Annotated in this window: 21 protein-coding genes; 4 read left to right on the forward strand and 17 right to left on the reverse strand. The window is 51.7% G+C overall.

Going from position 1 to position 23,207, the window contains the following annotated elements:
- The 7 genes from astA to rpe form a co-directional block, all read right to left on the reverse strand.
- Positions 1-1,023, reverse strand: a complete 1,023-nt coding sequence (gene astA / locus BZG84_RS07445) for an arginine N-succinyltransferase (RefSeq protein ID WP_077479754.1) — start codon at positions 1,021-1,023, stop codon at positions 1-3.
- Positions 1,024-1,052: 29 nt separating this feature from the next.
- Positions 1,053-2,270, reverse strand: a complete 1,218-nt coding sequence (locus tag BZG84_RS07450) for an aspartate aminotransferase family protein (RefSeq protein WP_077479755.1) — start codon at positions 2,268-2,270, stop codon at positions 1,053-1,055.
- A gap of 292 nt (positions 2,271-2,562) precedes the next feature.
- Positions 2,563-3,138, reverse strand: coding sequence for an anthranilate synthase component II (locus BZG84_RS07455; protein ID WP_077479756.1), 576 nt, complete (start codon positions 3,136-3,138; stop codon positions 2,563-2,565).
- A gap of 97 nt (positions 3,139-3,235) precedes the next feature.
- Positions 3,236-5,575 carry an ExeM/NucH family extracellular endonuclease gene (locus BZG84_RS07460; protein WP_077479757.1) on the reverse strand — a complete coding sequence of 780 codons (2,340 nt, stop codon included), beginning with the start codon at positions 5,573-5,575 and terminating at the stop codon, positions 3,236-3,238.
- A 199-nt stretch (positions 5,576-5,774) separates the two neighbouring features.
- Complete coding sequence (gene trpS / locus BZG84_RS07465) at positions 5,775-6,788, reverse strand: tryptophan--tRNA ligase (protein ID WP_101494755.1); 1,014 nt, start codon at positions 6,786-6,788, stop codon at positions 5,775-5,777.
- A gap of 60 nt (positions 6,789-6,848) precedes the next feature.
- Positions 6,849-7,529: a phosphoglycolate phosphatase gene (locus BZG84_RS07470; protein WP_077455120.1), complete on the reverse strand. Its 681-nt coding sequence runs from the start codon at positions 7,527-7,529 to the stop codon at positions 6,849-6,851.
- A gap of 5 nt (positions 7,530-7,534) precedes the next feature.
- On the reverse strand, positions 7,535-8,209 hold the full coding sequence (gene rpe / locus BZG84_RS07475) for a ribulose-phosphate 3-epimerase (RefSeq protein WP_069589885.1): 675 nt from the start codon (positions 8,207-8,209) through the stop codon (positions 7,535-7,537).
- A 148-nt stretch (positions 8,210-8,357) separates the two neighbouring features.
- On the opposite strand from rpe, the gene BZG84_RS07480 reads away from it, so the two are divergent.
- Positions 8,358-8,546, forward strand: coding sequence for a DUF2970 domain-containing protein (locus tag BZG84_RS07480; RefSeq protein WP_069589884.1), 189 nt, complete (start codon positions 8,358-8,360; stop codon positions 8,544-8,546).
- Positions 8,547-8,559: 13 nt separating this feature from the next.
- Here the strand turns inward: BZG84_RS07480 and dam are convergent, their stop codons facing one another.
- The 9 genes from dam to pilM form a co-directional block, all read right to left on the reverse strand.
- On the reverse strand, positions 8,560-9,381 hold the full coding sequence (gene dam, locus BZG84_RS07485; protein WP_069589882.1) for an adenine-specific DNA-methyltransferase: 822 nt from the start codon (positions 9,379-9,381) through the stop codon (positions 8,560-8,562).
- Between the two features lie 72 nt (positions 9,382-9,453).
- Positions 9,454-11,019: an AAA family ATPase gene (locus BZG84_RS07490; RefSeq protein ID WP_077479758.1), complete on the reverse strand. Its 1,566-nt coding sequence runs from the start codon at positions 11,017-11,019 to the stop codon at positions 9,454-9,456.
- A gap of 11 nt (positions 11,020-11,030) precedes the next feature.
- Positions 11,031-12,110 carry a 3-dehydroquinate synthase gene (gene aroB / locus BZG84_RS07495; RefSeq protein ID WP_077678112.1) on the reverse strand — a complete coding sequence of 360 codons (1,080 nt, stop codon included), beginning with the start codon at positions 12,108-12,110 and terminating at the stop codon, positions 11,031-11,033.
- A 21-nt stretch (positions 12,111-12,131) separates the two neighbouring features.
- Complete coding sequence (gene aroK, locus BZG84_RS07500) at positions 12,132-12,650, reverse strand: shikimate kinase AroK (protein WP_069589875.1); 519 nt, start codon at positions 12,648-12,650, stop codon at positions 12,132-12,134.
- A 145-nt stretch (positions 12,651-12,795) separates the two neighbouring features.
- Positions 12,796-14,544, reverse strand: coding sequence for a type IV pilus secretin PilQ (locus tag BZG84_RS07505; protein WP_241825768.1), 1,749 nt, complete (start codon positions 14,542-14,544; stop codon positions 12,796-12,798).
- Positions 14,545-14,557: 13 nt separating this feature from the next.
- Positions 14,558-15,070 (reverse strand): pilus assembly protein PilP, encoded by a 513-nt coding sequence (locus tag BZG84_RS07510; RefSeq protein WP_077479760.1) that lies wholly within the window; start codon positions 15,068-15,070, stop codon positions 14,558-14,560.
- Entirely contained in the window at positions 15,067-15,678 is a 612-nt protein-coding gene (locus BZG84_RS07515; protein ID WP_077479761.1) for a type 4a pilus biogenesis protein PilO, read from the reverse strand. The genes BZG84_RS07510 and BZG84_RS07515 overlap by 4 nt, the downstream gene beginning before the upstream one ends.
- Complete coding sequence (locus BZG84_RS07520; protein WP_077479762.1) at positions 15,675-16,253, reverse strand: PilN domain-containing protein; 579 nt, start codon at positions 16,251-16,253, stop codon at positions 15,675-15,677. Before BZG84_RS07520 ends, BZG84_RS07515 begins: the two co-directional genes overlap by 4 nt.
- Entirely contained in the window at positions 16,244-17,158 is a 915-nt protein-coding gene (gene pilM, locus BZG84_RS07525; protein ID WP_077479763.1) for a pilus assembly protein PilM, read from the reverse strand. Before pilM ends, BZG84_RS07520 begins: the two co-directional genes overlap by 10 nt.
- Positions 17,159-17,301: 143 nt before the next feature.
- On the opposite strand from pilM, the gene BZG84_RS07530 reads away from it, so the two are divergent.
- Positions 17,302-19,794: a penicillin-binding protein 1A gene (locus BZG84_RS07530; RefSeq protein ID WP_077479764.1), complete on the forward strand. Its 2,493-nt coding sequence runs from the start codon at positions 17,302-17,304 to the stop codon at positions 19,792-19,794.
- Positions 19,795-19,858: 64 nt separating this feature from the next.
- Here the strand turns inward: BZG84_RS07530 and oxyR are convergent, their stop codons facing one another.
- Entirely contained in the window at positions 19,859-20,791 is a 933-nt protein-coding gene (gene oxyR, locus BZG84_RS07535) for a DNA-binding transcriptional regulator OxyR (protein ID WP_077479765.1), read from the reverse strand.
- Positions 20,792-20,940: 149 nt separating this feature from the next.
- Between oxyR and BZG84_RS07540 the strand changes: the two genes are divergently transcribed.
- Together BZG84_RS07540 and BZG84_RS07545 are read left to right on the forward strand one after the other, a co-directional pair.
- Positions 20,941-21,672 (forward strand): glutathione peroxidase, encoded by a 732-nt coding sequence (locus BZG84_RS07540; protein WP_077455110.1) that lies wholly within the window; start codon positions 20,941-20,943, stop codon positions 21,670-21,672.
- 52 nt (positions 21,673-21,724) lie between these two features.
- Positions 21,725-23,176 (forward strand): dihydrolipoyl dehydrogenase, encoded by a 1,452-nt coding sequence (locus tag BZG84_RS07545; protein ID WP_077662622.1) that lies wholly within the window; start codon positions 21,725-21,727, stop codon positions 23,174-23,176.
- The last annotated feature ends 31 nt before the right edge of the window (positions 23,177-23,207 follow it).

The raw sequence follows: 23,207 nt of genomic DNA on the forward strand, positions 1-23,207 counted from the left end.
TTACTCCTCCATCGCGATCAAACGGAGTCGATCGCCGTCTTTAACTTGCAGCGCTTCGGCAACCTCTGGCGCAATCACAACGTGATTGGTTTCCGGATCAAGTGCCGCTTTCGCCGCAGTCGCGCGGAAGCCCGCAAAATCGGTATTCGAAATTAAGTAGTGCTGAGCACTGCTATGCTCACGCACGCTAGCCGTCGCATTAAATGAATGGCGGACCGATTCGATATTGTGGCGCAAACACTCGACCGTTGGACCGGCATCAAAGATGTCCACATATCCTCGGCATGAAAAGCCTTCTTTCTCCAACAGACGCAGTGCTGGCCGTGTTTTCGGGTGCACTTGTCCAATCACAGCACGCGCTTCTTCACTCAACAGACTGACGTAAATCGGCAACTTAGGCATTAAGTCGGCAATAAACCCTTTCGCACCGATACCGGTTAGGTAATCGGCCAAAGTAAAGTCAATCGAAAAGAAGTTGTCCTTAAGCCACTGCCAGAACGGCGAATTGCCATCATCATCAGACACGCCACGCATTTCGGCAAAAATCACATCCGCAAAGCGCTCAGGAAACTCAGCGAGCATCAAGAAGCGACACTTGGAAAGCAGTTTACCGTTGAGGCCACCTCGAAACTCAGGACGCAAAAACAGGGTGCAAATTTCCGTCGCTCCGGTGTAGTTGTTACCAAACGTCAGCACTTCAACAATGTTATGGACATTGAGCTTGCGCGATGAGTGCACCACTTTAGTTAAGTGATAACTATAAAAGGGGCTATCGAGGCCGATTGCCGCCTCGATCCCCGTGGTGCCCGCAACCTCACCTGTTTCGGTATCTTCGGCCACCATCAGGTAGCCTTCCATGCCAGGGCTAGTGACGTGCTTGGCAAAGCTTTCTAGCGAATTGTTGATACGTCCTTGTAGCAAATCGGCATCAACCGGCAATGAGGTAAATCCATGACCGGACTCTTCCGCACACAACATCAGTGCATCAAAATCTGACGCACGGATAGGCCGAATAACTAACATCTCAAATCCCTCCGAGTGTAAAGGCCGCCTTATGCAGCAACGACCTTCGCAATAGCACGATCAAGGCGCGCCATACCTTCTTCAATATCCGCTTTGGTAATCACCAATGATGGGGTGAAACGCACCACATTCGGGCCCGCGACCAGCACCAGCAAGCCTTCCTCACCGGCCGCCACTAAGATGTCTCGCGCACGCCCTTCCCACTCCTTGTTGAGTGCCGCGCCAAGCAACAAACCTTTACCGCGCACTTCACTGAAGATGCCGTATTTATCGTTGATCGCTTCTAGACCATCGCGGAACCACTGTTCGCGCTCAATAACACCGTCAAGAACCTCGGGTTTGGTCACTTCGTCCACCACCGCTTCTGCGACCGCACATGCCAAGGGGTTACCGCCATAGGTTGAGCCATGCGTCCCCGGTTTCATGTGTGCCGCTAGGGCTTCGGTGGTCAACATGGCACCAATCGGGATCCCCCCACCCAGTGACTTAGCGGTGGCTAAGATATCGGGAGCGACGCCCGATTGTTGATACGCATAGAAGGTGCCCGTACGGCCATTACCGGTTTGCACTTCATCGAAGATCAGCAAGGCATTGTGTTTGTCACACAGCTCACGTACACCTTCCAAGAAACCCGGCTCTGGAGGAATAATGCCGCCTTCACCTTGCAGTGGCTCCATCATCACCGCACAAGTGCGATCGGAGATATGATCAGCCAGCGCTGCTAAGTCATTGTATGGCAGGTGGGTAATATCACCCGGCTTAGGACCAAAACCGTCAGAATAAGCAGGTTGACCGCCCACGGTGACCGTGAAGAAGGTGCGACCATGGAAACCTTTGCTAAACGCAATGATTTCGCTTTTGTGCTCGCCGTGTTCTTCTTTTGCCCAGCGGCGCGCCAACTTTAGCGCTGCTTCGTTCGCTTCGGCGCCAGAGTTTGCGTAGAAAACACGATCCGCAAATGACAACTCAGTGAGGCGCTTTGCAAGACGCAATGCAGGTGCATTCGTCATGACGTTGCTTAAGTGCCAAAGCTTTTGAGCTTGCTCAGTCAACGCATCCACCATGACGGGATGACAATGGCCCAAACAGCTCACCGCAATCCCACCCGCAAAGTCGACGTACTCTTGCCCTTCTTGGTCCCAAATGCGGGAGCCTTTGCCGTGATCTGGGATCATGGGCATCGGGTTGTAGCAAGGTACCATCACTTCATCAAAGAGTTTACGTTCTACTTTTTTGTCCATCGTCATCACTCAATCCTTCTGTGTTTTTTCCATGACGCATAGTATTTACATTCTTTTAACCGCGGCAATAGCAGATTATTTTTTCTTTTCAGCAGAATAACAAATACCATGCAAATTAGAGATATAGTTATGCACAAAGTGTGAGGCGAAAGAAGCGCCTAATCAGCAAGGCTGAGATGCCTGTAAGGCATGAGTGGTGCGGGATGACGGTGATGGCTGCATAAGGTTGCAGCCACTGATAATCACGTCAGAAAAAACGAAATGTGAAAATAGTGATAAAGATCGCTATTTTTTGTAACTATTGCTGTAAGAAATTCGCCAGTAAGTCATGGCCGTGTTCAGTCAAAATGCTCTCCGGATGGAATTGTACCCCCTCAATTGGCAGGGTTCGGTGCTTCAATCCCATAATGATTTGGCGACCATCGGGCTCAGTGGTGGTCGCTGTCACGGTCAAACAATCAGGCAGGGTTTGCGGGTCAACCACCAACGAGTGATACCGTGTGACGATAAACGGACTGGGTAAGCGGTTAAATACCCCTTGATGATCATGTTCGACCAACGACGTCTTACCGTGCATCACCGCATTGGCGCGGATCACCGACGCACCAAAGACCTGTGCAATGGACTGATGGCCAAGACACACGCCTAAAATCGGTATCTGTCCGGCAAAATGGCGAATGACCTCGAGAGAAATCCCCGCCTCATTCGGCGTACAAGGACCAGGAGAGATCACTAAATGGGAGGGCTCCATCGCCTCAATGTCTGCGATAGCCAACTCGTCATTGCGTTTAACACACACGTCCACGCCCAATTGGCAAAAGTACTGATAGAGGTTGTAGGTAAAGGAGTCGTAATTATCGATGATAAGAAGCACTGTGCTGCGCCATCCGATTGAAAACCGGAATGATGCTAACACAGTGCCTGACAAGCGTCATCCGCGGGCGGTGTTGCCACTGCCCGCAGTGATTAAATTAACGTAGTTGGCAACGGAAGCCGGTGTAACGGACCGACATGGGCTGACTCGCCGGCGCACTGCCACAATAGACGGGGATCAAACCCAGCGCTTTCACAGTGACCTCGATACGATCATCTTTATCAAGTTTCAGCCCTTTTACCAATGGGCTTTGCGTATCAAAGGTGCGTTGTGAGCGCCATTTCATCCAAGCGTGATCAGGACTTTTTTGTCCATTCAGCATCGGAATAATCGGCAAAATACTGCGGTTATTAATGGTAACCGATACAGGCACAACCGGATCCGGATACGCCAAAGACACAATCACAGGGTCATGATCTGACGAAGAGAACGGATTGGTCGATTTCACCAAATCCCCAGTGTAACGACGACCGTATTCAAACAAGGTGCTTTCGACCGAGTTGATGTGCCAGTCTTCCACACCGACGACTTTTTCCGCCAAGCTAGCGCTGGCGATGGCGTGGTCGAGACTCCCCAATTCACCCGAGTACGAGTAGGAATAGGCTTTATCACCCAATCGCGCCGTGGCGAGATTGATATAGCCCAGGCCTTTCTCTACCGCTTGTGCGGTCGGATGCATAGGTACACCGCGAATTTCCGTGCCTGCGGCTGTCATGATATCGCGCTGATTCGGCTGACGTTGGTAGTCGGTTAATACACGGACCGGATCTTCTTTCGCGTACGCATTGAGATCGCCAAGGATCAATACGTCTCCATCCAGCTGCTGCAGACGATCGCGTAATGTCACTGCCGCGGAGACACGGAAAGCATTACAATGTCCTTGTAAATCTGCGGTATCCGTCTCGAATTCACCCGCGATCCAATCTTCATAACAGCCTGATCCTTTCGACTTAAAGTGGTTAACCACAATATGTAACGGCTCGCCATTAATGCTAAACGCTTGCAGCAGGCTGTCGCGTTGATACTTATTAAGCTCGCGCGTTTCGCCCTCAGGGTTTTCACCACTTATATGCTGCTCGGGCATAGCAACCGCTTGTGCGTCACCGGCTAACGAGACTTTTGCAGGGCGGTAAATCATGCCGACCATGATCGCATCAGAGCCAAAAAACGCGCCCTGATTTTTCACCGCATCGCTAGGTTCAACAAACTGATAATGGTCTGCAGGATCCGCAAACTCTGCGTTGAGGTGGGTCACCAAATCGGCAATGGCGCTTCCAGCTTCAAACCCATTATTTTCAAGTTCCATCAAGCCAACGATATCAGCATCCATCGCGCGGAGGGCATTGACAATCTTGGTACGTTGGAGCTCAAACTCAGCGGCGGTTTTAGCGCCTCGGTTGCAACCACGCTTGGCGTCCGCATGGTCGCGATCTTTACAGGTGACATTTAAAGGGCCACCAATGGCGCTGGCACTGGTGAAATAGTTGAGTACGTTAAAGCTGGCGACTTTAATGTCGGTATTCGGTACCGTCGCGGGTGCATCTTGACGATCGTGAAGGTGTACAATGTCACCGGCGGTAATGGTGTTGGTCGCCACTAAACGGTACTGATCGTAGCTAAAGCCCATCACGCCAGACAAATGCTCAATACGATCGCCAATACGTAGATAGCCTTGCTCAGCGTCGAGTCCAGGGAAATAGGGAATTTGTCCATCTTTGGCTTTTTGATCACTTTCGATATAAAGCTGATTCGCCGCATTGTTCGCCGCAAGCGCTTTCGCTTCGTCGGTTAACGCTGGATAAAGTTGCGTGGGTTTAAATAAAGGAGTGCGGTGCGTTAACACCATATTGTTGCGAAACGCGTCGTAGTCAAAGCCAAAATTACGGGTGATCACCAGCTCACTGTCCGCGTCCATGGTCACATACATGCCTTCGTAACGCTCAAGTGCATCCTTTAACGACTCACCGTGATCCACACGAATGGCAGTCGGGGCCAACGGGCCATAATACGGGCCCTTAGCCACTTGATTATCGGTCACACCCAATTGCGTATGACCATAATACTCTTTGACCTTACCACTGGCACATAAGGTGTCACCGGGCTGCAAATTGAGAGCATCAGCGTCCCGCAAGTACACAAACAAGCCATCGGACGTGGCGCGATTGCCATCCCCTTGAGGATCTTGAATCCAAACCCCTTTATAAAGGCCTTGGGTCACCGCAGTGACCACACCTTGTACCGCATAGGTTTTATCGGAGCTGTATTTGCCCGCCGGGACCAATGGGCTGCGCTCACCGTCACCTTGGATCGCATAAATGGGCGTGGTGGGCGTCATACCGCACTGGTAGGTTTGCTCGAGGGGGGCTTTGGCGGCCGCGGGCATGGCGAGTCCCGCCATCATCAATGCTAGCGGCGACCACATCAGTGGCTTTTTCATACCTGTTCCTTCACGTAGTTTGAGTGATTACTCGAATTTCGCGCGCATTATTAACGATGGATACACAGAATGGCGTGATTTGGCTCGCATCAGAAACAGTTACTATTGATGGACTTATAAGAAGTGAGAGTTGGGTTCCGGTCTGATCAAAAAAGCAGCGGAATCGGCCGCTGCTTTTTTATACCGTCATATTCGTGTGCTACACGCGTGGAACAAAACCCACGGCGTCATACACTTTACGCAAGGTTTGCTGTGCGCGTGCCGATGCATGCTCAGCACCTTTTTGCATCACACTGTCGAGCAGTGCACGGTCAGCGCGGTACTCATGATAACGCGCTTGGAGAGGCTCGAGCATCGCCACCACCGCTTCAGCCGTATCTTTTTTCAGATGGCCATACATTTTGCCTTCGTAGGCTTTTTCTAGTGCGGCAATTGACTCACCGGTCGCCCCGGACAGCAAACCAAGCAAGTTAGAGACACCCGGCTTTTGCTCGATATCAAAATGGACACGCGGAGGTTCTTCCGAGTCGGTAACCGCACGTTTGATTTTCTTGGCAATGGCTTTGGGATCTTCGAGCAAACCAATCACGTTATTACGGTTATCATCCGACTTCGACATTTTCTTGGTCGGATCTTGCAAGCTCATCACCCGAGCATTCACATCAGGAATGTAAGGCTCAGGCATGGTAAAGACATCGCCGTAACGGTTGTTAAAGCGCGTGGCAATGTCACGGGCAAGTTCTAGGTGCTGCTTCTGATCATTACCTACAGGCACTTGATTGGTTTGATACAGCAAAATATCTGCCGCCATCAGCACTGGATATCCAAATAGACCGGCGTTGATATTCTCAGCATGACGCTGCGATTTATCTTTAAACTGAGTCATGCGGTTCAGCTCACCCATTTGGGTGTAACAGTTCAATACCCAGCCCAATTGCGCATGCTCTGGCACGTGCGATTGTACAAACAAGTTACTTTTCTCGGGGCTCACGCCCACCGCCAAGCACAACGCCAGCGCATCCAAGGTTGCTTCGCGTAACGCATCCGCATCTTGATGAACGGTAATCGCATGCAAATCCACCACACAGTATTGGCAGTCATAATCATCTTGCATCTGTTCCCACTGACGCAGCGCGCCTAGATAGTTACCGATACTTAGTTCACCCGAGGGCTGCACACCACTCAGTACAATGGGTTTTGAAGATTGACTCATGATGATTAGGTTCCTTTACGCGTTGCCCAACCGGGCGGTAGTTATGTTGCTATATAATCGTTATGCTTGGTGGCTGGCGACCACGGCTTGTAGCTCACTGAATGAATCCAGCACATAGTCAGGACGGCTATCGCTAATCGGTTCACCGTAGTTGTAGCCATAGGTTAACCCGACAGAAGCGATGCCTGCATTCTGGGCTGCCAAAATGTCATTTTTTGAATCACCGACCATCAACATTTGTGCATTGGTTAAGCCATGCTTGTCTCGCAAATGGTGCAACCCTTCTGGGTTTGGCTTGTTGGTCGGTAAGCTATCGCCTCCCAACACATCGGTAAACAAGGCTGCTAATCCTAAGTCTTCTAGGATGGCGGGCACAAATGCCACGGGTTTGTTTGTCACCACACCCAGTTGATAACCTTGCTGATGCAGCGCGACCAAGGTGTCTTTCACGCCCGGATACAGCACGGTTTTTTCATGGCCGTTATTGTCGTAGTGGAAGTTAAAACGCTCACGGGCACGAGCGACCAAATCGGCATCCAAGTCAGTGGCAAAATCATGACGACGCGACAGCGCACGACGGATCATAATATCGGCACCGTTACCAATCCAACCTGTAACTTGTTCCACCGTCACGGTGGGCATGTCCAAGTCGGCCAGCATCATCTGTAACGCTTGAGTTAAGTCCGGTACGCTGTCGACCAAGGTACCATCGAGGTCGAAGGCAATATAACGAAGGCTCATACTACTTACCTATTTACAGTTGCAAGCGCGGTGCGCATCTCATCAATGGCCGCTTTATAGTCGGGTTGCCCAAAAATCGCAGAACCGGCAACAAACATATCTGCCCCTGCTTGGGCAATCTCGGCGATATTGTCAGCTTTCACACCGCCATCAATTTCCAGTCGGATGTCTCGACCGCTGGCATCAATACGTGCGCGCACGTCACGCAGTTTATCCAAGGTGCTTGGAATAAACGATTGGCCACCAAAACCGGGATTCACGGACATCAACAAAATCATGTCGAGTTTGTCCATCACGTAATCAAGATAATGCAGTGGTGTGGCGGGATTAAATACCAGCCCGGCTTTCATGCCGTGATCTTTAATCAATTGTAAGGTGCGATCGATATGGTCACTGGCTTCAGCGTGGAAGGTTATCATATCGGCGCCAGCTTTGGCGAAGTCGGGAATAATGCGGTCCACCGGCTTAACCATGAGGTGCACGTCAATCGGGGCGGTAATGCCGTAATCGCGCAGCGCCTGACAAATCGGCGCGCCAAAGGTGAGATTAGGCACGTAATGGTTATCCATTACATCAAAGTGGATCACATCTGCACCCGCGGCGAGTACCTTTTCTACATCCTCGCCCAAGCGCGCAAAATCTGCTGATAAAATCGATGGCGCGATCAAAAAATCCGTCATAGTTGTCGCCTCACTTGCCAAAAAGTCGCCGCAATTCTACCCGATCTCGCTCGCGCTGTCTTATTCGATCCCGCTTTTCTACCTGAACAGCTGACAAAATACATACCCCCAACTAGGGTTGGATAAGAGCGACAAAAAAGGAGGCATCATGACAACAAAATTAGGCGTTTGGGACGTCATCAAAAGTGTGATTGCCGCGCTTTTTGGTGTGCAGTCGGAGCAAAACCGCCAACGCGATTTTGCTCAAGACTCACCCGCTGCATACATCGTGATAGGCGTGGTGATGATTGGTGTATTTGTCGCAACTTTGCTTGCCATTGTCGGCATGATTACCTAATGCCGCTTTTCAGTTAGGGTTGGGGTGCAAACAGTGCCAACAGCTCATCCACTTTATTACGCCCATTCCCATTGCGGCTAATGGTGCGTTTGACTCGTACCACGTTGAAGGTCGCACCACGATATAAACGGCGGGTATAAGGGGTGTCGTGGTTTGAAATAAGAACCGGGATCCCACCCGCCATCGCTGCCTGCTCTGCATGCTCGGCCAATAACGCTTGATCATCCAGCGTAAAGCCGTTGGTGGCATAGGTGGTAAAATTCGCCGTTGCGGTTAAAGGCGCATAAGGAGGATCGCAATACACCACGTCGCCCAGCTTAGCGCGAGCAAAACTTTCCGCATACCCTTCACACACAAACTCTGCCCGTTGTGCTTTTTCGGCAAAAAAGAACAGCTCTTTTTCAGGAAAGTACGGTTTCTTGTAAGACCCAAAGGGAACATTAAATCCGCCTTTTTTGTTGTAACGGCACAGGCCATTGAAGCCGTGACGATTCATGTACAAGAAATAGAGCGAGCGAAGATACGGATCTTGCGTGGCATTAAAGTCTTCCCGCACTTGCAAATATTGCGCTTTTTGATTGTAGTCTTGACAGAAAAAGGCGCGTGCATCATCGACAAACCGTGCTGGGGTTTGTTTGATAATGTTATAGAGATTAATCAAGTCGGGATTAATATCAGCCAAGATATAGCGGTCATAGTCGGTGTTTAAAAACACCGACCCTGCGCCGACAAAAGGCTCGATCAGCGTGTCCCCTTCGGGAAGATGACGGCGAATGTCATCGACCAGCGAATACTTACCGCCAGCCCACTTTAGAAACGCGCGATGCTTTTTCATTGCCCCTTGTCATTCTCCGCGATATGAAAGGGGGCGGATTGTACCTTATTTTGTTTCATCAATCAGCGGATTTTACTGCCCATTTGCACGATTGATTTCACGGTGAATTTGGCTAAATGATTTCACGAATGGCTGCAGCGCACGGACATTATCGGCCAGCGTGAGTTCTGCGCGACGCGCCGCGGTGACACTCTCATAATCGCCCAGTAATACCATGTACCAAGTGCCGCCATTTCGGCGAGTTTGATAAACCTGAGCACGCCCCTCCAGTTGATAGTTCGCAATCAAATCAACTGCATCTTGGCGCGATTGTAAGGCGGCCAGCTGTAACGCATAGCGCTGCGCAGGCACCGCCAGCAGAGCTTGGGCATCTAATGGCAAGGTCTGGTTCGCGGACGCTGGCTGAGATGCAGCTTCCGGTTGCGCTGTTTGGCTTGGAGCGGCAGGCTCTGGGCGGCTGTCTGGTGCCGCCGGAGTAGGCGGTGTTTGTGCCAGCTCAGGGATCAAGGGTTCGTCAACGGCCTCAGTACCATCACCACCTGCATCCTGCTCTTCAATCATGGCATCGACCACGTCATCAGGCACGACAACGCGTTTGCCTTCATCTCCGCGGCCAACCGTCAAGCCTTCGCCATTAACCTCTTCTGGCAATGAGACTGTGTCCTCAGTCACCGAGCCTGACTGGCTAGTGCGGTTTGAAGTACTGGCTGGGTTTTGGTCCATGCCTTTCTCGGTGCCTTGGCCAGCAGTCACGGCGCTCTCTGGCTCGCCCTGCTGTTCGCGGAGTAAGTCATCAAGATTCTTTAACCCTTCTGGCAATACCATGCCCGAGGACTGATCATCACTTGGGCTCGGGAAGTACCACCAAATCACACCAGCACCCACGACCATGAGCACCACGGCCAATACCAGCATGGTAAAGGGTTTATTACGCGAGGGCTTTTTCTTCTCGTCACTCACTGTGCCTGTCTCCTGATTGTCCTTGCCCATGATCATGCCCGGATAGAGGGTTTGATTGGCCAGCTTGGCCAGCCATTGTTTTTTCTTGGTCGCATCAATGCGTCGGGTCACCGCCAACACATCGATAAACATTTCTTCCTCTCCCTCATTTAAGGGCGAGACTTCTAACTCTAACGGCTTTTGGCCTTGGCCATATGACACCTGACGAAGCCACTTGTTCAACTTTCCGGGCAACGCAAAAAGCACCACATTGATGCGCCAATGATCTTGGTTTTGTGCCTGTAAAACCAGTGCCCAAAGTTCAGACAATAAATTCGGGCTAAGACGGTGGGCATCATCAATGACAATTAACGCATCACATCCACTGTCGCCTAGCATCATCGTCAGACTGTCGACTAGCGGATCGGCCTCATTAAAGACGCCATCTTTGACAATTTGACGAAGCAAAATAGCACGGCGTTGTGCATCATTTTGTGCCGTGTGACACACCAGTAAGGAGTGGACCGACGCGTCGGCCCATTGCTCCATATAGCGCTCACTGAGCCAGGTTTTACCCGCGCCAGTCGGACCGGTGACCTGGATAAGGTTAGAGCTAAAGCGGGTAAGAAACTGCAGGCGTGATAAGAGCTGGGTTTGGCTTTCCAGCTCCAAGGCCAAAGTATCAAAGGTGTTTGTCATGCATTCAATGGTTAACCGGCATCAATCACATCCGCTAACAGCTGATGTGGAACATCTGCAACCACTTGCGCTTGGCCGATCGCTGTTGGCAGTACCAAACGCAACTGTCCTGAAAGCACTTTTTTATCACGCATCATGTGCTTAATAAAAGCATCGTAGTTCATCTGGACAGGGACGTGCACGGGAAGCTGCGCTTTTTCGAGCAAGGCAGTGATGCGGGACACACTTTGTTCGTCCAGCAAACCATGACGTTGTGCCGTGTGAGCAGCAAGCACGGTGCCCGTTGCAACCGCTTCACCATGTAACCAGTTGCCGTAGCCCATCTCCGCTTCAATCGCATGACCAAAGGTGTGGCCCAGATTAAGCAGAGCACGTACACCGGCTTCGGTTTCATCTTGCGCAACCACATCAGCTTTGATTTGACAGCAGCGACGAATCGCATAACTTAACGCGTCGGGTGACAAGGCGGTCAACGCCGCCATTTCGCTATCGAGCCAGTCAAAAAAAGGCGCGTCGGCGATAATGCCGTATTTGATTACCTCAGCCATTCCCGCCGCAAACTCTCGATCTGGGAGAGTGCAGAGTACCTGAGTGTCAATCACCACCGCTTTGGGTTGGTAAAACGCACCAATCATATTTTTACCCAAAGGATGATTGATGGCCGTTTTCCCGCCAACTGACGAGTCAACCTGCGCCAATAAGGTGGTGGGAACTTGAATAAAATCTACCCCGCGTTGATAACAAGCGCTGGCAAAGCCAACGATATCACCAATCACACCGCCACCCAGTGCCACCAGCACCACATCGCGATTGTAGTTATTTTCAAGTAGGAAGGTATTGATAGTATTGAAGGTTTCTAGCGATTTGTACGCTTCACCATCGGGTAAGCTAAGGCAGGCGACATCTTGTGCCCCTGCCTGCTTAAGCGTCGAGACCAGTTTCTCGCCATATAATGGCATCACTGTCTCGTTGCTTATCACAGCAACCCGACGCGAACGTACGTTTTCAAACAAGCTGGCATCTGCCAGCAGCCCTTCGCCGATAGAGATAGGGTAGCTACGCGCCCCTAACTGAACATCTATCCGTTCCATGGTCGGGTCCTGTGTCTGGGATTAGTGCTGCTCTAACAACTCGATGATTTGATTCGCGACCACTTTGGCGCTTTGATCATCAGTACGCACCACATAATCAGCAATTTCTTCATAAAGTGGGTTGCGCTCTTGCGCGAGTGATTCCAACACTTCACGGGGTTGATCGGTTTGAAGCAAAGGACGTTTTTTATCGCGTTGTGTACGCGCCAGCTGCTTCTCGATAGTGGTTTCTAAGTACACCACTACACCACGAGCAGAGAGACGGTTACGGCTTTCTTTACTCATGATAGAGCCGCCGCCGGTCGCTAGCACGATACCTTGCTTCTCAGTCAGGTCGTTAATCACGTTCTCTTCACGTTGACGAAAACCTTCTTCTCCCTCAACGTCGAACACCCATGCAATGTCTGCCCCAGTTCGATCTTCAATCACTGAGTCAGAATCATAAAATTCCATGTGAAGTTGTTGAGCGAGATGACGACCAATTGTGCTTTTACCAGCCCCCATAGGGCCTACCAAAAAGATATTTCGTTTTTCAGCCATTTTAAGCAATTTTACGCGCGGTTAAATAAAACAACACCGCCCGCAGGCTTGATGTAGAAAAGCCCGAGGCGCCAATTCCTCACAGATAATTCGTGATCAGACTAAAAATTATCTCAGGACAGTGGCCCCTTTGGCAACACCTAACCTACCCTGTGACGATTTTAGGGGTCACAAAGATCAGAAGCTCGCGTTTTGCATGATCTTTCAGACGGTGTTTGAACAGATTTCCAAACAGAGGAATATCCCCGAGTAATGGCACCTTGGTTTCTTTGTTAATCATGGTGTGTTGGAAGATCCCTCCCAGCACCACCGTTTCACCATTCCGCGCCAATACCTGCGTATTAATGCGCTTGGTACTGATCGACATGGCCTCCCCTTTACCTGCCACCACCGACTTCTCCGGCATATCTTGGGTGACTTTCAAATCCAGCACTAACTCATTCTCTGGGGTAATTTGGGGCGTCACGGTAAGGCTAAGTACTGCTTTTTTAAACGACACCGCCACAGCACCGCTGGAAGAGGCTTCAAGATAAGGTAACTCGGTCCCCTGCTCGATATATGCCGCTTTTTTATTGGTGGTGATTAAGCGTGGGCTCGATACAATTTCTGCTTTGTTTTCGCTTTCCAGCGCCGATAACTCGAGATCGAGCAATAAATCACTGCCCAATTTAGCCACTTGCAGGGCCAGACTTGACGCAGCAGGGTTGGAGGCGGCCAAGTTCACATTCAAAAAATTGTCCACCGGCAGAGAATCATTGCCCGATCCGGTTAATGCCTCATCATCGGAATTGTACATATTCCGGTCCCACATCAGGTTACTTTCTATCGAAGAGCCGATACTGGTTGAGCCGTTGCGATTTAAAATCCCCCAGCGCACCCCCAGCTCATCGACAGACCCCTCTTCAACCGTGACAATCCGCGCCTCAATTTCAACTTGCTTCACCGGCACATCCAAGTGGCGGACTAAGGTGCGAATGCGGGCTAGATTCTTTTGATTATCCTTAATGATCAATGCATTGGTTCGCTCATCCAAGGAAACCGCCCCGCGAGGAGACAGTAAGCTGACCCCTTCGCCTTGGCCTTTAATCAGTGCGGCGATATCACTGGCTTTGGCATAGTTCACCGTGAGGACTTCTGAGGTCAGAGGCAGTAAGGCATCGGCCTGCTGACGCATTTCGAGTGCTTGCTTTTCTTGTGCCATCAGCTCAGCGCTCGGAGCAACGAGCATCACTTGTCCCCGTTGGCGCTTATCCAGTCCCTTCACACGCAAAATCACATCCAATACATCTTGCCAAGGCACACCATCAATGCGCATGGTGATGTTGCCTTGTACCGAGTCCGAGGTCACCAGGTTAAAATCATTCTGTTCAGCAATCAGCTGCAACACGGTACGAACCGGAATGTCTTGGAAGTTAATCGAGATCGCCGCCCCTTTTGGCGCTAAGGCCTTCGCAGAAGGCGCTTTTTTTGCCGCAGAGACGCGAATGGTCAACACCTTTCCTTGCTGCTGATAATCAAAATCCACCGCCTGCTCAGCACGCAGTACGATGCGAGCACTCTCAGGGGCCTGAAAGGTTTCAATCTCAGTCACGGGTGTCTGACGACTGCGAGTATCGAGAACCGCAAGTAATGCCTGTTTAACCTGCACGTTCGGTAGGCGTAACGTGACTTGCTGAGGGATGGGTTGACGAAAGTCAGCCGTTACCGCGGCATCGGAAAACGTCAGCGAGACCTGGGCATCACCATTATCTAAACGCTTCACCGCAATATCGGTCAGCATACTTTTTGCGGCAACCTGCACTGAACCTAGGCTGAACATCAGTACCAGCAGTGTGAGCCAGACTGGGCGAACGCTTTGCGCCAACGTGCGGGAAAGGTAAGGGTGTATCATCATATTGGTATCCTAACTACGGCAAAGTTGATTCCATCGACAAGGTGACGGTGCGAAGCTGCCAACACCCCAAGCCATCCGGCAGGGCTTCTTCAATCGCGATCTGGTGTGCATTCACGGCCACCACACGACCACGATTCTCGCCTAAATGCACACCTTCACTGACTTGAGTGATGGTGCCATCAGGGCGTGCAATTAAGGCTTGTTGCTTTGCGCCTTTGGTTAAGCTGCCTTTCATGGCAAGGCTTGCCAGTGGAAATTGTTCGAGCGGCTCTAACGGCCGTTGTAAATTGGGTTGCCAACAGTCACCCGTTGAAGCCTGTCTACCGACATTGATAGCTGGCAGTACAAAGGGATCTCGCTGATCGGCGACAAAAGCTATCGCTTGATAACTCGGCGGTGGGGGAATGCGGGTCGCCGTGACTTGCGCACTGGCTTGGGTTTGTTGCATAAACCGCTCGATATCACTGTGGTATCTATCACAGCCCACCAAGCACAAACCAAATAACAATACCAAAAGACGCTTCACTGTAAGGCCTCCTTCTCGGTGGCAATACGTTCACCGGTATAGCGATACGTGGTTGCGGACACAGACAGCAGCAAGGGCGCATGAATGTCATCGGTTTCAGTACGGGTTAGGACAAAATCTTGCAGCGATACCAAGCGAGTCATGGCGGCAATATCTGCGCTAAATGCACCGATAGAGGCATAGTCACCGCTCAGCACAACCGTCATCGGGATAGCATCGAGCCAACTGCCATGCTTTCTTGACTGCCACTTCAGTGTGTTGAAACGCAACTGATGACGGATCCCAACTTCATTGACCCCGGCAAGTAATCCCGAAAGTTCCTCTTCTTCCGGCAATTGGGCAATCAAGGTGGCATATTGCTGATTTAACGCGCGCATTTGTGCCTCAACATCGGGCAGAGCGGCGACACGATTGGCCAACAACCGATACTCGGCTTTGAGTTGTGTTTCGCGCTGGGTCGCTGCCTCCAGCGCCTCTTGGTTGGGCAACAAAATCATCAAGGCTGCGAGAATCAATAGTGCGATCGCGCCCACCGCCCAAACGATAGCGCGGGTGGCGAGTGGTGCACTGGGGAGTTTTTGCCAATCCCATTCAGAAGGTGCGATCATAACTGCACTCCTTTGGGCTTAGGGAGTTGCGGTGTGACGTAGTCGGTTAAACGAAAGCTTAACGTGAAGCGTTTGTTGGCGCGTTGCGAACCGGATTCGGTGATCACAGTGTCAATATCAACGTCGGTGGCTAACGCACTTTGCTCTAACGCTGCCAATAGACTTGCCATCTCCGCATTGGATGTGACCCAGCCTTCGACCGTGACACGCCCCTTTTGCTGCGCCAAACGACTTAAATAGGCCCCTTCAGGCATCACGGTTGGAATGAAATTCAGCAACGCAGTGACATTGTTGCGCTGTTGCTGTAAGGCGTTGACCAGTTGTAAGCGCGATTGCAGCGCGGCACGCTTTTTATCTTCGCGCTTAAAAGCTTGTAAGGTGGCACGAAAATCGTTCACCCCTGCGGTTAAGCGTTGATTGCGAGCCTGTTGCTCAGTCAGCCAGTGCTGCTGGACCGCATTTACAGCGCTGACCATCAGCACTACACCCAGCACCACCAAACCACTGTGAACCATAAAGGTGTGACGCTGAGCGCGACGCGCTTTTTCTCGCCAAGGGAGTAGATTTATACGCATGAATACCCTCCCCGTAGCGCTAATCCCAACGCAATACTGGCCTCGTCACTGATGGTGGGGGCGGTTTGATCCAACATCGCCACTGGGTTTAAGAGTGTGATGGCAAGATGCTCAGATGTCAGTGTGGTAGGCCAGACGCCGCTGATCCAAACCGTGCTCAGTGGTAAGAGTCGATTATGCTCACGCGCACGATGACAAGCCTGATCAAAGTGCTGCTGCACCAAGGTGTTGGCAGCTAACTCACGGTTTTCGTAGCGCTCTCCCTCCCCCAAACGGCTGCGATGCTGGTAAACCTGACCATCCGGATAAAGACGAATCGCGGTGATCAAGCCACCGTGATAATGCAGCCACAGCGGCCAGTGATTAGCCTGCGCAATAGGTCGAATCGCTTGATAGACCCCGACTAACGCTTGGCTGTTTATGTCTGCCACCGAGGGCGATAAACCGACATGCTTGAGCGCATCTAGGGCTGGAGTGAGCGCATGACGCCGACACGCCACTACTTGATAACAGGCTTGTCCTGGCTGAACGGAAATACCGCTCATGACCTCAAAATCGTAATACAAGGTAGCGATATCCATATTGAGGGCAGCACTCAGCTTTTGACCAATCAAGGCTTCTTGCTCAATCTCATCGTCAATAAGCGGTGCCGTTATTTGCTTGGTGATCACAGCATCTTCATCCACACCCACCACCACAGGAACGCGCAAGCGCTGATACCAAGGTAAACATGCGAGTAATCGTTTTTTTATCTCGGTCATCGGGGTGAAAAGATCGTCAGTCGCGCGATAGTGCACCTCATGATGCCCTGCGACCTGAATGCCTTGTCGATGTGCACGAACCGCAATGGCGTGAATGGTATCTCGGCCAATATCGATACCTAAAACTGCCGAATTTCGAACCATTTCGTGTTAGGCTCCCAACGTCAGCGTGAGGTCAGCATTTAGAAAACTGCCCTTCACGGCGGGTTATTTTTCTTGCTGGTGCCTTTATACTACTGACGTATGGTTATTGAACGGCTCAATTGCAACAGAACGGGAAATCTCAGGTGAAGTTCATAAAGCGTCTGCTTATCTTTGCACTGGTTTGCACAGTGCTGGGAGTCACTACAATTTTCGGGTTTTACCTGTACGTAAAACCAGACCTCCCCGATGTGGCGACACTGAAAGATGTCGAGCTACAAACCCCAATGCAGGTATACAGTGCTGACGGCAAGCTGATCTCCCAATTTGGTGAGAAGCGACGTATTCCCGTTAAGCTGGAAGACATCCCACCGCAAATGATTGATGCGCTAATCGCCACTGAAGACAGTCGCTTCTATCAACACCCGGGGATCGACCCAATTGGTATCGTTCGGGCCGCGGTGGTGGTAGCCATGTCAGGCAGTGCGAAGCAAGGGGCCAGTACCATTACCCAACAGTTGGCGCGAAATTTCTTCCTTTCTAACGAAAAACGCATTATGCGCAAGATAAAAGAGATTTTTATCGCGGTGCATATCGAGCAATTACTGAATAAGGACGAAATCCTTGAGCTGTACTTTAACAAGGTTTTTCTCGGCTACCGCGCCTATGGCGTCGGTGCCGCCGCCCAAGTGTACTTTGGTAAGACATTAGACGAGCTGACCTTAAGTGAAATGGCGGTGATTGTCGGCCTCCCTAAAGCGCCATCCACCATGAACCCGTTGTACTCCTTGTCTCGTGCTACTGAGCGCCGTAACGTGGTGCTAGCTCGCATGCTTAAAGAAGGCTACATTTCGCAAGCCGAGTATAGCCAAGCAAAGAATGAGCCGATTGTCGCGCGTTATCACGGCGCTGAAATTGAGCTCGATGCGCCTTATGTCGCAGAAATGGCGCGTGCATGGGCGGTAGAACACTTTGGCGACGATGCTTACACATCGGGCATTCGCATATACACCAGTGTCGACTCCGATATGCAACGCGCGGCCAATGATGCGGCGATGGATAACATCCTGGCTTACGATCGTCGCCACGGCTTCCGCGGTCCAGTCGCGACCTTATGGCAAGCCGCAAGCGACCGCTGGCAACACCAGCGTATTGTCGATTATCTTGCCAAGCAGCCTAGCTATGGTCCACTAGAGCCTGCCATCGTGACCGAAGTGAGTGACCAATCCGCCTTAGTGGTTGGTCCTAATGGCCAAGAAATTACACTCGATTGGGCGGGGATGGACTGGGCGCGCCCTTACATTACCGATAATCGACAAGGCCCCGCGCCCAAACACGCCAGTGATATTTTACAAAGCGGTGAGCAGGTGTGGATTCGTCGCGTTGACGATCAATGGCACTTGGCACAAGTGCCCAACGCCAATACCGCCTTAGTATCCATGTCGCCTACCACGGGGGCTATCAAAGCCTTAGTGGGTGGATTTAACTTTGTGCATAGCAAATTTAATCGTGCCACCCAATCGGTGCGCCAAGTGGGTTCGAGCATCAAACCCTTTATCTATTCGGCGGCCATCCATGAAGGCATGACCCTTGCCACCTTGATCAATGACGCGCCCATCAACCGCTGGGATCGCAGTCAAGGCGTGGCATGGCGTCCGAAAAACTCGCCGCCACGTTATGAAGGGCCACTGCGTGCTCGTATTGGCTTGGCACAATCGAAGAACGTGATGGCCGTGCGTGTCCTGCGTCGTGTTGGGTTGGACGATACCCTAGATTATCTGACTCGCTTTGGCTTTAAACGTAGTGATCTCCCTCGCGCCGAAGCCATTGCACTCGGCGCAGGCAGCTTAACGCCGGTTGAAATGGCACAAGGGTTTAGCGTATTTGCCAATGGTGGCTACTTTATGGAGCCCTTTATCATCGATCGGGTAGAAACGCCCTTCGGTGAAGAAATTTATCGTGCTAACCCATCGGTGATTTGCGATGACTGCGAAAAACCGATGGAGAAGGCTGACCCCTTCAACGAGCAGAATTTGCTGACCGATAACGGCGAAGAATCGCCACAGCCCGCAAAACAAGTTATTGACGAGCAAAATGCGTTCTTGGTGCGCGAAATGATGCAGAGCAATATTTGGGGCGGCGGCGACTGGCGCTATGGCACCGGTTGGAATGGCACCGGCTGGCGCGCACAAGCGCTCAAACGACGGGATATCGGCGGTAAAACAGGGACCACCAACGACTCTAAAGACACTTGGTACACAGGTTATGGCCCGGGTATCGTCACCACGGTATGGGTCGGCTTTGATGACCACTCACGTGAATTAGGGCGCACAACCCGCAACAGCAACCTGAATGACGAACAGCAACCGATTCGTGGGGCCGAGTCTGGCGCCAAAACCGCTGGGCCCGCATGGATAGACTTTATGCAAAAAGCGCTCGCGGATGTGCCAGAACAAAGCAAGGTGGTGCCACCGGGTATCGTCAAGGTACGCATTGACCGTGAAACCGGTTTGCTCACCCGCAAAACCGACCACACCTCGATGTTCGAGTACTTTATTAAAGGGACAGAGCCAACCGAATACGTCTCGTCTCAGCCGAGCGGCACCATCTATGAAACAGAGACCGAATCTTTGTTTTAATCGACAGTGTTCGTGACAATTGAAGTGACCCCCAGTGTTGGATATCCAGCACTGGGGGTTCTTTTTATCCTGCGTTTAATGCGGCAGGCTCAGCACTTAACGGCGTGTCCATGACTGCGACCATGTGCTCACGGATCACTTCAGCCAATTGTTCATAGCGCCCTCGCAATGGTGAACCGGGGCGATAATCTAAGGTGATCTGCCGTGTCGGTGTTGGCGACGTGGTGGGAATATAGGCCACGCCATCACGGCGCTGTGCCGGGACGGATAAGCGAGGGAGTAAGGTGATACCACTGCCCGCCGCGACCATATTACGGAGTGTTTCTAAACTGGTGGCACGAAAACGCTGATCTTCACGCGCCCCCACTTTAAAACAAAAGCCCATCGCTTGGTCACGTAAGCAATGACCATCGCCCAGCATTAACAAGGTCTCTCCTTGCAGGACATCTAACGCCACTTCAGCACACCCCGCAAGCTTATGCGCCTCACTGACCGCTAATAACATTGGCTCTTCATACAATGGCAGCTCTTTCAAATGCTGGGTTTCTTCCACAGAAGCCAAGATGATGCAATCGAGTTTGCCCTCTTCCAGTTGCTGCACTAACTGCTGCGTCTGTCCTTCGTGAATGAATAGCTCCAATTCTGGAAAACGGTCGCGCAGCATGGGAATGATCTTCGGCAACAGATAAGGGCCGACGGTCGGGATCAGGCCAATATGTAGGGGGCCGGTCATACTTTCCCCTTGTTCACTGGCCAATTCGGTCAAAATTGTGACTTCTCGCAATACGTTACGTGCCTGCTGTACTAACCTCATACCCGCATCCGTGAACAACACACGACGACTGGTGCGCTCTAACAAACTCACGCCCAGCTCATCTTCCAGCTTACGAATCTGTCCGCTCAAGGTGGGTTGGCTAACAAAACACGCTTCGGCCGCTTTGCGAAAGTGGCGGTGTTCAGCCAGCGCCACCAGGTATTCCAAATCACGAATATTCATTGCTGTCTCTTCTATAGGAGAAAACTATCAAAACCATAGCATCAAGCGATTAGAGCTATCAATCTTCTTTCGCGATACTACATCCATCAAGACACGGCGAGTCAGACACATGCCGTCGACAGTTAACGACCAAATCAAAAGGGGAAACCATGTTTGCATCAAAAGAAGGCCAACCAGTACCACAAGTTACTTTCCGTACTCGCGAAGGCGATCAATGGAAAGACGTCACGACCGATGACATTTTTGCCAACAAAACCGTGATTGTATTCAGCTTGCCAGGTGCGTTTACCCCAACCTGTTCATCCTCGCACCTGCCACGCTATAACGAGCTGTATCCGGTGTTCCAACAGTACGGCGTCGATGACATTGTCTGTGTGTCCGTCAACGATACCTTTGTGATGAATGCATGGAAAGCCGACCAAGACGCTGACAACATTCATGTCCTGCCTGACGGCAACGGTGAGTTCACTGATGGCATGGGGATGCTGGTCGACAAAAACGATCTTGGCTTTGGCAAACGCTCATGGCGCTACAGCATGCTGGTGAAAAACGGCGTGGTCGAGAAAATGTTTATCGAGCCCAACGAGCCAGGCGACCCGTTCAAAGTGTCTGATGCCGACACCATGCTGGGCTACATCGCCCCTGAGCACAAACTGCAAGACTCGATCACTGTGTTTAGTAAGCCAGGCTGCCCATTCTGTGCCAAGGCCAAACAAGCCCTGATCGACGCAGGTCTTCAGTTTGAAGAAATCATCCTCGGTAAAGACGCCACCACGGTTTCTTTGCGTGCGGTGAGCGGTCGCGCCACGGTGCCACAGGTATTTATCGGTGGCCGTCATATCGGTGGCAGTGAAGAGCTCGACACCTATCTAAATCAGTAATCCGCTGTTTGGGCGGCCTCTTTGCCGCCCGTTATTTTCCCAGGAGAAAGCAATGAAAACATTAACGGTTGATGTGGCTGTGATTGGTGGCGGAACTGCCGGACTCGGTGCTTATCGCGCAGCCAAAGCACATACGGATAACGTGGTGATGATTGAAGGCGGTCCCTATGGCACCACGTGTGCGCGAGTTGGCTGCATGCCTTCCAAACTGTTAATTGCGGCGGCTGAAGCGGCGCATCATATCGACAAAGCGCCCGGCTTCGGTGTGTACCCCGGCGGCACCACGGAAATTAATGGCCGTGAGGTGATGGATCGGGTGAAACGCGAGCGTGACCGTTTTGTCGGCTTTGTACTGGAAAGTGTCGATGACATTCCCGCCCAAGACAAAATTGATGGCTATGCGCGCTTTGTGGATGATCACACTTTAATGGTTGACGATCACACCACCATCCATGCTGATCGCATTGTGATCGCGACAGGTTCGCGTCCAAGCTGGCCGTCTGCTTGGGATCACCTTGGTGATCGTTTAGTGGTCAATGATGATATTTTCGAATGGGACGATCTGCCTGACTCGGTTGCGGTATTTGGCCCGGGCGTGATTGGCCTTGAGCTCGGACAAGCGCTGCATCGCCTCGGGGTCGAGATGACCATGTTTGGCGTCGGCGGCCAAGTAGGCCCGCTGACCGATCCGGACATCATGGCCTATGCGGATAAAACCTTCAGTGAGGAGTTTTATCTCGACGCCGATGCCAAGGTGGAAGAGATGGTGCGTGAAGGCGATAAGGTACAAATCCGTTATCGTGATAAAGAGGGCGAAAGCCAACTGCGCTGGGTCGACTATGTGGTTGCCGCCACCGGTCGTCGCCCCAATGTCGACAAGCTAAACCTCGATGCAACCAGCATTAAAGTGGATGCCCGCGGCGTGCCAGTTGCCGATAGTTACACCCTGCAAACCACGGCACCGCACATTTTTATTGCCGGTGACGCCAGTAACCAAATTCCTTTGCTGCACGAAGCGGCTGACCAAGCGCGCATCGCCGGTGACAACGCCGGACGCGGCAAAGATATCCGTGCCGGATTACGCCGCAGCAAGCTCTCCGCAGTCTTCTCCGACCCACAAATCGCAATGGTTGGCGAAAGCTACAAAGCGATTACCGACCGTCTCGGCCCCTGTGGCTGCTTTGAAACCGGCGTGGTGTCGTTTGAAAACCAAGGCCGCTCACGGGTGATGCTGCGCAATAAAGGCTTGTTGCACGTTTATGCCGAACAAGGCACAGGCCGTTTCCTTGGCGCCGAAATGATAGGACCGAACGCCGAACACTTGGCCCACTTGTTGGCATGGGCACATCAAAACCAAATGACCATTTCGCAAATGCTAGATATGCCCTTCTATCACCCAGTGATTGAGGAGGGGGTACGTACCGCATTGCGGGATGTGAATGCCAAGCTCAAACTCGGTCCTGAAATGATCAAACACTGCATGGACTGCGGACCAGGCTGCTAATCCACTGCCCTTTTCGCCGACACTCGGCGCT

It is taken from the genome of Salinivibrio sp. PR932, from assembly GCF_001996125.1.
In the GTDB taxonomy this organism is placed as follows: Bacteria; Pseudomonadota; Gammaproteobacteria; order Enterobacterales; family Vibrionaceae; genus Salinivibrio; species Salinivibrio proteolyticus.

What these genes read in the sequence shown, in the direction of transcription:
- astA (WP_077479754.1), bottom strand. Translation starts at nt 1,023, where the DNA reads ATGTTAGTTATTCGGCCTATCCGTGCGTCAGATTTTGATGCACTGATG.
- BZG84_RS07450 (WP_077479755.1), bottom strand. Translation starts at nt 2,270, where the DNA reads ATGACGATGGACAAAAAAGTAGAACGTAAACTCTTTGATGAAGTGATG.
- BZG84_RS07460 (WP_077479757.1), bottom strand. Translation starts at nt 5,575, where the DNA reads ATGAAAAAGCCACTGATGTGGTCGCCGCTAGCATTGATGATGGCGGGA.
- trpS (WP_101494755.1), bottom strand. Translation starts at nt 6,788, where the DNA reads ATGAGTCAATCTTCAAAACCCATTGTACTGAGTGGTGTGCAGCCCTCG.
- BZG84_RS07470 (WP_077455120.1), bottom strand. Translation starts at nt 7,529, where the DNA reads ATGAGCCTTCGTTATATTGCCTTCGACCTCGATGGTACCTTGGTCGAC.
- rpe (WP_069589885.1), bottom strand. Translation starts at nt 8,209, where the DNA reads ATGACGGATTTTTTGATCGCGCCATCGATTTTATCAGCAGATTTTGCG.
- BZG84_RS07480 (WP_069589884.1), top strand. Translation starts at nt 8,358, where the DNA reads ATGACAACAAAATTAGGCGTTTGGGACGTCATCAAAAGTGTGATTGCC.
- dam (WP_069589882.1), bottom strand. Translation starts at nt 9,381, where the DNA reads ATGAAAAAGCATCGCGCGTTTCTAAAGTGGGCTGGCGGTAAGTATTCG.
- BZG84_RS07490 (WP_077479758.1), bottom strand. Translation starts at nt 11,019, where the DNA reads ATGACAAACACCTTTGATACTTTGGCCTTGGAGCTGGAAAGCCAAACC.
- aroB (WP_077678112.1), bottom strand. Translation starts at nt 12,110, where the DNA reads ATGGAACGGATAGATGTTCAGTTAGGGGCGCGTAGCTACCCTATCTCT.
- aroK (WP_069589875.1), bottom strand. Translation starts at nt 12,650, where the DNA reads ATGGCTGAAAAACGAAATATCTTTTTGGTAGGCCCTATGGGGGCTGGT.
- BZG84_RS07505 (WP_241825768.1), bottom strand. Translation starts at nt 14,544, where the DNA reads ATGATGATACACCCTTACCTTTCCCGCACGTTGGCGCAAAGCGTTCGC.
- BZG84_RS07515 (WP_077479761.1), bottom strand. Translation starts at nt 15,678, where the DNA reads ATGATCGCACCTTCTGAATGGGATTGGCAAAAACTCCCCAGTGCACCA.
- BZG84_RS07520 (WP_077479762.1), bottom strand. Translation starts at nt 16,253, where the DNA reads ATGCGTATAAATCTACTCCCTTGGCGAGAAAAAGCGCGTCGCGCTCAG.
- pilM (WP_077479763.1), bottom strand. Translation starts at nt 17,158, where the DNA reads ATGGTTCGAAATTCGGCAGTTTTAGGTATCGATATTGGCCGAGATACC.
- oxyR (WP_077479765.1), bottom strand. Translation starts at nt 20,791, where the DNA reads ATGAATATTCGTGATTTGGAATACCTGGTGGCGCTGGCTGAACACCGC.
- BZG84_RS07540 (WP_077455110.1), top strand. Translation starts at nt 20,941, where the DNA reads ATGTTTGCATCAAAAGAAGGCCAACCAGTACCACAAGTTACTTTCCGT.
- BZG84_RS07545 (WP_077662622.1), top strand. Translation starts at nt 21,725, where the DNA reads ATGAAAACATTAACGGTTGATGTGGCTGTGATTGGTGGCGGAACTGCC.